Here is an 8,987-nt window from a genome sequence, read left to right on the forward strand (position 1 = left end):
AAAAGCGTTTAAACTCTTCTGGATTCAAATTTTTTACTTTTTCGTAAGTCATTGTTTTTCTGAGTGTTTTACTTTATTTTACATAATCAGTTCCTATTTTTGCAGGAGGTCTATTATAGAATCTTTCTGACGGGTGGAAACAAAAAGCAAAAAATCAAATCAAGAGATATAGCGTTTCTCATAAAGATGAAGTGTAACCCAATGTAGTCGTGCAAAATAAAATGAGATGACTATTGAGGAGAAGACAAATCGCGGAAAATCTGGCTGGCGATGGCTGCACTGCGGCGAATTTGTTCAATTTCGGAAAGATTTTGCCAATTTTCGGTTTCTATATTGGTTTCGCTCTGGCCATTACGCATAGTATAGGCGTAGGGACGAGCAAAAACCTGTAAATCTTCTGGAGACCATTGGGGAAAAAGCTCGCTAAGACAAACAACAAGGCGATCGAGGTTGTCTAATTGACTATTAACTAGATTTTCAGCACTTTCTACTAGACGATTTAAATGTTCGGCCGGCAGTAAAGAGGCAAATTGATCAAAGATATTAGACTGGGGTGAAACGGAAACTGTCGGGAATTTTTGGTGTAAACTGCTAAAGAATCTATGAGCTTGTGCCTCGAGCGCCGTCGCTTCTAGTCCTGCACACAGAGAAAAAGGCGTTTCTGTCACGTCTAAGGGATCATGATTCTCAACAGCGGTTACATCCCAGGCATAGGTGTCTTCTTCTTCGATCAGGATTGCCAGAAGTTCCTCGGTAATCTGTTCGGATAGGGATAAATGGCTCATAAATAATACTCCATATTTTGGCCTTTGTGGCGTTCAATGAGTAACTACATCTCGGTTTTGACAATTCCCGAAGCTAAAAACAGACTTCTGGTGCAAGTCAGGCAAGAAGAACTCTTGCCATGGGGGCGATAATTAACCCTTGCATATCATTATTGATTACTTTTTGACTTTTGCCAGGGGTTGATCAGAAAAGTGGCATAAACTTCTCAACGCCTGAATTTGGGACAAGCTGACATCCTCTGCTGGAATGTAAGTGATAAGTTTTACCGCTCGAATCTGTCTTCCTCTCGGTGTTCTTTGTGCCTCTGTGGTTTATCCTTAATCATTCTGGGATCACCTGAGAAAAACTGTATGCTAGGCCACATTTAACTAGGCTAAACCAAGAGAGCCTTAATTTTTGGGTTAGGATAGGCACTCTTGCAATAGTCCCTTCCATAGGTGTAATTAATTTTGTTCAATCTCTTGGTGTTTTCTTGTCCAGACTCCGAGAACACTGGCCCCTTACTCCTCCTCTAGAGGTCTATTGATAATTAGCCAATTTTTGACAACGAAAATCCCGCGGTGATAATCCTGTCCAACGCTTAAAAGCGCGAGTAAAATGGGCGGGATCACTGTAACCTAATTCCATGGCAATATCAATTAATTTTATCTGGGGTTCCTGCAGCCACAAAACTGCTTGCTCAAAACGAATTTTTTCCACTACCTGAGTATAGGTTAAACCTTCTTCTCCTAACCTTCTTTGTAAGGTACGGACACTCATGCCGGTGATTTCTTTGGCTAAGTTAATATCGGGATAACCGTTGGGTAAAAGAGGAGTAATCACCTGTTTTAAAGAGCCACTTATATTCTGTATAGGGGAGGAAGAATAGAGATTTTCCCTGTCTTTTTGACTCGGTTTATTATCTAAAGCTACGGGAAATTTAAGAGGTAAACTCAGAAAAGAACGAGGAAAAACAATAGCAGTAAATCCCATTCCCGCAAGAATTTTAGTTCTGCTTAAAGATTCATCTTTTAAGTCGCAGCCCCGCTCACCCTGAAGATAAATTGTCGGTGGCTGCCATAATTTTCCTAGGGCAATACTAACTAATTCGATCATCAGTCTTGAAGCAAATTGGGCAGCATAATGACAATTAACCTCGTGATTGTGGAGATAACGCTGACAAAAATAAGCGGTTTTTTCCTGTTCTTTAATCCAGAATATTTCCCCTGAATTGTTAGCATTGATCATGTTTTTTACCGTATTAAAAGCATCATAGACAGTCAAAGACTGACAAATAATTCGCCCGAAAGTCCCTAAATCAGCGATCGAAGTTGCCTTCCCTACTAATAATCCTAAGTTGTCTATACCTTCTCTGTGCGCCGCTTTCTCGATCAACGAGAAGGCCTGATGACGTGGGATTAAAGATTCGGGATGATCGAGCGCAAATAAGGGTAATTTTACTTCCTCTAATAATTTTTCCGTGGGGGAACCGATGCGATGAAGAAACGTAACAAAGGGTAACAAAGTATTAACCCGAAGCAGGGGGATATATTTCATCTCATTAGAGAACAAGTCGGCGAAAGGAAACTGTGAAGATTATCGCAATTTTGGCGTGAGATGGCAAGAAAAATTTTGATGACACGCTACAATCTTGAATGTCGAAATTGTGAAAACTACCATCTAAGTGGGTGGGTGGAATTAAATATAAGATGAACGTAGGTTGGGTTGAAGCATGAAACCCAACGCCCGCATGGGTTACGCTACCGCTAACCCATCCTACAAATAATTGTGCCTCCCTACTTATTACCTCGACTCGTGACTCTTTTTCGACAGAACAATGCCCTGACTTCCCCCAGATAAAATTTATAAACTTTTGCTGATGAAAACAACCAAATCTTAGAATTGAGAAATAAAATGGAGGTTCTCCAGCAACAGAAGCGGTAAAAGCCATCAATCAATCAAAAAACAAGTCACCAGTTTAATTAATAATTCCTCGGTTATTTTTGCGAGCAGTCTAAGCACATTAACAAAAACCAGATTTTCAGAGCTGCCATGAATTTTCTGCCAAAAATCCTTTTACTGGGTCTAATTAGCTCCTCTGGGCTGGGAATCGTTTCCCCAGTCTCAGCAGAAACTCCCGCAAAAATTGAACCCAAGGCCCTAGCAATTCTCAAGCAAATGAGCGATCGCTTAAGTGCCGCTCGTTCCCTGGCCTTTACCGCCACTATCACCTACGAGAGTCCCAGTCGTATCGGCCCACCTCTGGTGTACACAACGATCGCCGATGTCACCCTGGAACGGCCCAATAAGCTCAGGGTGATTAGTCCGGGAGACGGTCAGGCTAACCAATTCTACTACGATGGCAAAACTATTACCGCCTATTTGCCAACGGAAAATTTGGTGGCTGTCACCAAAGCTCCTAACAATCTCGATGCCGCTTTAAAATTGGCTTACGATGCCGCCGCCATCTATTTCCCCTTTACCGATATCATCGTTGCCGATCCCTACCAAGATATCGCCCCCGGTTTGACCTATGCCTTCTTGATCGGACAATCGCAAGTGGTGGGAGGAACCACCACCAAGATGATAGCGATCGCTAATAACAAAATTTTTGCCCAATTGTGGATCGGGGTCGAAGATAAACTGCCCCGCATGATCCGCGCCGTCTATCGCGACGATCCCGCCCGTCTTCGTCATCAGGTCGCCTTTGATAACTGGCAACTCGATATTCCGATCGCTCCGAACACCTTTACCTTTACTAATAGCAATCAAGCTAAACCGATTCCTTTCGCTCGTCCCGAACCCCCGGCTTTAGCTCCCTCTCCCCAACCTTAAATATCTGGAGGATTTCGCTGATGAAAAATCTCGTTTTTGGTGTCATGGGTTTTCTAACCACTATACTGCTTGCTTCCTCACCGGCCGCCGCTTGGTTCCATGCCGGGGGAGGTTCTTGGAGTGCCTCCGGTTTTCGCGGTACCGCCTCCGGGGGTGATGGTTCTTGGAGTGCCTCCGGCTATCGGGGTGGCTCGGCCTCCGGTGGTGACGGTTCTTGGAGTGGGACGGGATTCCGTGGCACCACTGCCTCCGGGGACGATGGTTCTTGGGGTGTCAACGGCTATCGGGGTGGCTCGGCCTCCGGTGGTGACGGTTCTTGGAGCGGTACTACCCCCTACGGAACCTCAGTTTATGGCTATCACGGCACCTACTACGGCGGCACCTACGCCACCTATCATCCGCCCACCGTTGTCAATAGTTACTACGGTGCGGGCTGTTATAACTGCGGTGGTTGGGCCGCGGCCGGAGCGGCGGCCACCACGGGAGTCGCCCTCGGCGCAACGGCTGCCACTGCCAATCAAGCGGAATCCTACAATGCAGGATTTGCGGCGGGCAGTGCCTACGCCCTCGGAGCGATCTATACTAACCTCCCAGGGGGATGCGTTTATAACCCAGTTGGTACAAGCACTTATTACCGCTGCGGTACGGCTTGGTTAAGTCCCGCCTACGGTGCTAACGGGGTTTACTATCGGGTCGTGACCGCACCTTTTTAAAGATTTATTAGCCTTGAATATCCCATGAGAAAACCTAACCGACATTTTTCCCTCGCTTTCCTTTTTAGTTCTCTCGCTCTCCTCGCTACAGGGAATCTGACTCTAAGTCAAACAGGTAATTCGATCGCTCAAGACCAAAACGCCGCTTTGCAAGCCGTCGCCAAGATGACCGAGGGACAGCGCACCTATTATCAGAATAACGGGAATTTTCGAGCGCAAGTTGACAATGTTCAAGAAGATTTCGGGGTTACTTTGCCGAAAACCTTTGATTATGCCATTCGCACCACTTCCGAGGCCGCCTATAGCTATGTTATCCCCGCTCGCTCAACCGTCAGCAATCAGCTAAAAGCTTATGTGGGTGCGGCTTTTATCACTCCTAACCAAGACCCAAAAATCACGACGATTATCTGTCAGAATACCAATCCCGGTCAGACGCGTCCGGCGGATCCGCAATTGGTGCGCGGCAATCAGTTTAATAACCCCGGAAAACTGACCCTCCAGTGCGGCGACTTCTCCGTACAGGTTCCCGCTTCCGAGGTGAACGAGTAGTGTTGAGGTTGAGAGAACAGTTAATTGTCTTGCTGGTAGCGGGCCCGGGACAGTTGATCACTTGACTTTTCGGGAACGATTTAATCCTCTCGGTAATCTGTCTAAATTTATCGAGTTTTTCTCTCGTTTTTAACAATTAATTATCGATTCAGTTGATCGGAGTATCTCATGAAAAGATCGATCGAAACCCTGAGCGTGATGGTATTAGGAAGTATTCTTTTCCATACCGATGTCAGTTTGGCTCAAGTGGCCGAACCCTTCGCCTATCCCAGTCAAGGACAAAGCCAAGAACAACAACAGCAAGACCATTACGCTTGTTATTCTTGGGCAAAACAGCAAACCGGAGTCGATCCGAGTCAGCCGGATCAGATATCCCCCGCCACTGCCGCCCAATCCTCGCAACAGGGACAAGTGCTTCGCGCAAGTGCCAGAGGCGCTTTATTAGGAACGGTCGGAGGAGCGATCGCTGGGAATACCGGGGAAGGTGCAGCGATCGGGGCGGGAGTCGGGGCTTTGGCGGGACTGTTCCGAGAACGAGAAGAACAACAGCAGGCCGAGCAAGCGCAAGTCGAAGCGACCCAAGAGGAAAACCAGCGATTACAAACCTACTATCGAGCCTGGACAGCCTGTATGGAGGGACGGGGTTACAGCGTCCAGTGATTTTCGGCGATCGCAGAAGCGGAAATCTCTGGAAATCCCCTTTCTTTCCCCGTTATTTCTGTCCCGAAATCTAAGCGATTTTTGACGTAACCGGTTAACCATGTCGAGAAAACTGCCAACTCTACTCGCTCACTTTTTCCACCTGACAAAACGCTCGCCCTTAGTCGCGGTCGTTCTCGTCCTCGTGACCGTCATCGCCGCCTATCCGAGTATCGGACAATCCCTGACCGGTTCCCCCGCCGCTCCTCGGTTCAAATTCTCTACCCCCTGGAATCGTCTCACCCACCAAGATAGAAACCCGCCTCGGCCAGTTGAATTTCTTCGATATAGCCGATCTTGTAGATTGGATTGAGGTAACAAAACCCAACATTACCTTATTTCCTCTCTAATAAAATCGGCGTTGCCGAAGGCACTGCGGAGCAGACCGTACCTCACCAGAGAAAGCGATCGTAGTCACTCGACAATTAGCCAAAAACACAGAAGTGTTGAATGTTAAGATTTTACCGATCATGACCAAGTTATGTATTCGCTCTGATGATACCCAAAAGGGCTACTTAACCTGAGTTCGGGATAACGATATCTTACGGGACTGTGGGAAAACCTTTGCCAACTCTGGATTCTGACCCCCTTGGTTAACAGGCGATCGCTCCAAATTAGCACGGTAAAACACTGGTTGTATGAAGTTTTATTATAGGATTCAACACTTCTGCCAAAAACACAGTTATCATGTACCTATGAAAATCTGCGATATCACGTGAATAGGCACACAGTAACTCACAAGGAGATTAGCATTTCACAATGGAACGACGTAAATTTTTGAATTGGATGGGGATAGGATGTTTTGCCAGCATCTTGCCAGAAATAATATCAACAACACTACCCATTAACAGTTTACTCACAAAAGCTGTAATGGCAGAAGAACTGCTTACAACGGATGAAGTTATTAAGAAAATTAAAGAAATTTGTTTTCCTAAAAATCTTGGAAGAATTTATCATCGTCCTAATGACCAAGATCGAGAAGGAAAGGGAATTTTGCCTTGCTATGGAGATGACTACAATGTCTGGGGATGTGGTCTTAATGCTAAACCCAGATTAGAGTGTACCACGAAAGATGATCGCTCTGAATTACCTTATCTTCCCTTTGTGATGGCTCCTCGCAGACAAACTGACTCAATGGTTAGACAAGCCTACTTTTTGTTACCTAAAGAGATACGACGAGATACGGCTTTTGTTGTAGCAGATAGGTTAATTCAATATCCTGATCCTAAAGCTTATCTTCCCTATATTGAAAAGAAAAAGAAAGTTGTTTTAATTGGCAGCTTTCAAGGCATTGAGGATGTAGCAAATTACGATCAATACAACGACGAAAAAGGTTGGATGGGTGAGCTTCATGCACTGCAATTATTACAATTAGAATACTCTATTGATTTAGTCCGAAGTCTTAAAAAAGAAATCGTTGATATTGTTTATGCGATAGGAGATTCATGGGGCGGTTATGCTTCAACGATCCGCAAAGACATCCAAAATAAATTCAATGAAATTCTTAGGAAAAAAAGACTTGAACAGTTTTCCTTTGGCTCGAAAGATGATGAAATTATTGCTTGGGGAGCCGATGAAACGATGCTTCAAGCATTTGCTCGTCAGCGTCCAGAAATCAAGGTAAAGATTAACATATCGAATCCAGAAGCTCAACAGTATTATGATTTCAAAGAAACTGCACAAACAATTAAAAACAATAACATCAAAAAACTAGGGCTTAAGGAAGTCAAAGGTAATGATTTTGATATCCAAGTCTTTATTTTTACATGGAACCCTGATTCTATTTATGACTTTGGTAAAGAATACTCGCTGGAAGAAATACTAAAACAAAGACAACAACAGGAAAAATGGGATAAACCAATGATAGAGCAAATTAAAAAATTATCTGTGGATCAGCAGAAAAAAACTGTCATTATTGACGCCAGACTGCCTAATGGAGCCTGGGATACTTTATCTATTCCCCCTTCAGATAAGTTTCTAGCGTTTGGAAGTTGGGGGACTTTTGGTAATTCTTTTGGTCAAACAATTGCTATGGCTAAGTTGTTGCATTCTGCGAATCATCAGAATAAATCAGCTATACAGAGACAACTTTTATTAGAAGCGATCACCCATGATGTGTTTTTCACGGGTTACAAAGAAGCACAACATCCTGATAGTCCACTTCAAAAAGAACTCAAAAATCAAAATTTGAAATATATTCGTAGTGATCCATATTATGATTCACCCGAAGAAACTGAGAAGGTTTTTCAAGTGATCAATAAGGTTATTAATGACAGAATTAAGGCTGATGGAAGACAAAAGCAGCTTGAGTTAGATAATACTCAATTTGTGTTTGTTCCCCAGCTATGGCGTACTTTTGAAAGTGAAGTATTTATCCAAGATGGAGTTTGGTCTTGGACAGGGATTTATCGTAAAAACTTGAAGGAAACAGCTTTTAATCCTACTGTTGCAGCCAAAAACGTCCAAAAATTTACTTTGTCTGAACTTATTGATGAAAAATTTTAGATCTTGTAGGGTGCGTTACATTTCATTAACACACCTAATTGATTGTTATTCACCGTAATTATCTAATTTTTGGGATGTTTATTAATGCGGTCTGCTCCGTAGTGCCTTCGGCAACGCTGTCACATTGTTGATTAAACTTTAAAACGGCGATCATCGATCATTTTGGCTTTTAAAAGTGCGATCGCTTTTTGAATCAAGAGGCGATCGCCAATGAGTTTCTTCTGTTAATTTATTGAGGAAAAAACGATGAATTATCGTCAACGGATTACAATTAACCCCTCCATTCGTAGCGGAAAGCCCTGTATTATTAATACTCGGATCACCGTTAATGATGTTTTAGACTATTTAGGTGGAGGGATGACCATTGAGGAAGTTTTAGACGATTTTCCCGATCTAACCTTAGAAGATATACAAGCCTGTTTCGCTTTTGCCGCTGACCGCGATCGCCATCTGATGATTATTCCCAATGAAATTACTGTTTGATGAAAATTTATCACCCAAATTGCCACGTTTACTAGCTACTGAATTTCCGAATAGTCTTCACGTTAGGGATATTGGGATGAAAGGATTTGCTGATGAAATAATTTGGGAATATGCCAAAAATAATAATTTCACTGTGATTTCTAAAGATTCGGATTTTTATCAACGGGCATTACTTTACGGTCATCCACCCAAATTAATTTGGCTTCGGATTGGGAATTGTAGTCGTGACATTCTCTTGCAATTAATCACAAGATATAAAGAGCAGATTGAGGTTTTTTCCAATAATTCTGACTCAATATTAATCCTTGCTTGATATTTTTTAGTCCGATCGCCGCTCTGGTAGGGTGCGTTAATGAAATGTAACGGTGCGATTCGTTTCTAGGGGAATAAATAGCCTAGAGTGCCGATAAAACAGCATAACTGACAAAAAGGATGTAG

Annotated in this window: 10 protein-coding genes; 7 read left to right on the forward strand and 3 right to left on the reverse strand. The window is 43.5% G+C overall.

Annotation, left to right across the window (positions count from 1 at the left end):
- Nucleotides 1-230: 230 nt before the first annotated feature.
- Both H6F92_RS23205 and H6F92_RS23210 read right to left on the reverse strand, forming a co-directional pair.
- Nucleotides 231-785: a hypothetical protein gene (locus tag H6F92_RS23205; protein ID WP_190359665.1), complete on the reverse strand. Its 555-nt coding sequence runs from the start codon at nucleotides 783-785 to the stop codon at nucleotides 231-233.
- Nucleotides 786-1,305: 520 nt separating this feature from the next.
- Nucleotides 1,306-2,322 carry an AraC family transcriptional regulator gene (locus H6F92_RS23210; RefSeq protein ID WP_190359666.1) on the reverse strand — a complete coding sequence of 339 codons (1,017 nt, stop codon included), beginning with the start codon at nucleotides 2,320-2,322 and terminating at the stop codon, nucleotides 1,306-1,308.
- 495 nt (nucleotides 2,323-2,817) lie between these two features.
- Here H6F92_RS23210 and H6F92_RS23215 point away from each other — a divergent pair, with 495 nt between their 5' ends.
- The 4 genes from H6F92_RS23215 to H6F92_RS23230 all read left to right on the forward strand — a co-directional run bounded on the left by H6F92_RS23215 (nucleotide 2,818) and on the right by H6F92_RS23230 (nucleotide 5,522).
- On the forward strand, nucleotides 2,818-3,600 hold the full coding sequence (locus H6F92_RS23215; RefSeq protein ID WP_190359667.1) for a DUF2092 domain-containing protein: 783 nt from the start codon (nucleotides 2,818-2,820) through the stop codon (nucleotides 3,598-3,600).
- 20 nt (nucleotides 3,601-3,620) lie between these two features.
- Nucleotides 3,621-4,313 (forward strand): RNA-binding protein, encoded by a 693-nt coding sequence (locus H6F92_RS23220; RefSeq protein ID WP_190359668.1) that lies wholly within the window; start codon nucleotides 3,621-3,623, stop codon nucleotides 4,311-4,313.
- Between the two features lie 24 nt (nucleotides 4,314-4,337).
- Nucleotides 4,338-4,862: a type IV pilin-like G/H family protein gene (locus H6F92_RS23225; RefSeq protein ID WP_002764743.1), complete on the forward strand. Its 525-nt coding sequence runs from the start codon at nucleotides 4,338-4,340 to the stop codon at nucleotides 4,860-4,862.
- Between the two features lie 168 nt (nucleotides 4,863-5,030).
- Nucleotides 5,031-5,522 (forward strand): YMGG-like glycine zipper-containing protein, encoded by a 492-nt coding sequence (locus H6F92_RS23230; RefSeq protein WP_190359669.1) that lies wholly within the window; start codon nucleotides 5,031-5,033, stop codon nucleotides 5,520-5,522.
- Here H6F92_RS23230 and H6F92_RS23235 read toward each other — a convergent pair.
- Nucleotides 5,507-5,671, reverse strand: a complete 165-nt coding sequence (locus tag H6F92_RS23235) for a hypothetical protein (RefSeq protein WP_190359670.1) — start codon at nucleotides 5,669-5,671, stop codon at nucleotides 5,507-5,509. The genes H6F92_RS23230 and H6F92_RS23235 overlap by 16 nt on opposite strands.
- 649 nt (nucleotides 5,672-6,320) lie before the next feature.
- Between H6F92_RS23235 and H6F92_RS23240 the strand changes: the two genes are divergently transcribed.
- The 3 genes from H6F92_RS23240 (at nucleotide 6,321) to H6F92_RS23250 (ending at nucleotide 8,862) form a co-directional block, all read left to right on the forward strand.
- Nucleotides 6,321-8,066, forward strand: coding sequence for a DUF4127 family protein (locus H6F92_RS23240; RefSeq protein ID WP_190359671.1), 1,746 nt, complete (start codon nucleotides 6,321-6,323; stop codon nucleotides 8,064-8,066).
- A gap of 246 nt (nucleotides 8,067-8,312) precedes the next feature.
- Nucleotides 8,313-8,549: a DUF433 domain-containing protein gene (locus tag H6F92_RS23245; RefSeq protein ID WP_002788903.1), complete on the forward strand. Its 237-nt coding sequence runs from the start codon at nucleotides 8,313-8,315 to the stop codon at nucleotides 8,547-8,549.
- Nucleotides 8,533-8,862 carry a DUF5615 family PIN-like protein gene (locus H6F92_RS23250; protein ID WP_002788902.1) on the forward strand — a complete coding sequence of 110 codons (330 nt, stop codon included), beginning with the start codon at nucleotides 8,533-8,535 and terminating at the stop codon, nucleotides 8,860-8,862. Before H6F92_RS23245 ends, H6F92_RS23250 begins: the two co-directional genes overlap by 17 nt.
- Nucleotides 8,863-8,987 lie beyond the last annotated feature (125 nt).

This window comes from Microcystis wesenbergii FACHB-1317 (assembly GCF_014696875.1).
GTDB lineage: Bacteria > Cyanobacteriota > Cyanobacteriia > Cyanobacteriales > Microcystaceae > Microcystis > Microcystis wesenbergii_A.

Coding starts and splice junctions, on each gene's coding strand:
- H6F92_RS23225 (WP_002764743.1), top strand. CDS start 4,338: ATGAGAAAACCTAACCGACATTTTTCCCTCGCTTTCCTTTTTAGTTCT.
- H6F92_RS23230 (WP_190359669.1), top strand. CDS start 5,031: ATGAAAAGATCGATCGAAACCCTGAGCGTGATGGTATTAGGAAGTATT.
- H6F92_RS23250 (WP_002788902.1), top strand. CDS start 8,533: ATGAAATTACTGTTTGATGAAAATTTATCACCCAAATTGCCACGTTTA.
- H6F92_RS23240 (WP_190359671.1), top strand. CDS start 6,321: ATGGAACGACGTAAATTTTTGAATTGGATGGGGATAGGATGTTTTGCC.
- H6F92_RS23210 (WP_190359666.1), bottom strand. CDS start 2,322: ATGAAATATATCCCCCTGCTTCGGGTTAATACTTTGTTACCCTTTGTT.
- H6F92_RS23205 (WP_190359665.1), bottom strand. CDS start 785: ATGAGCCATTTATCCCTATCCGAACAGATTACCGAGGAACTTCTGGCA.
- H6F92_RS23215 (WP_190359667.1), top strand. CDS start 2,818: ATGAATTTTCTGCCAAAAATCCTTTTACTGGGTCTAATTAGCTCCTCT.
- H6F92_RS23245 (WP_002788903.1), top strand. CDS start 8,313: ATGAATTATCGTCAACGGATTACAATTAACCCCTCCATTCGTAGCGGA.
- H6F92_RS23220 (WP_190359668.1), top strand. CDS start 3,621: ATGAAAAATCTCGTTTTTGGTGTCATGGGTTTTCTAACCACTATACTG.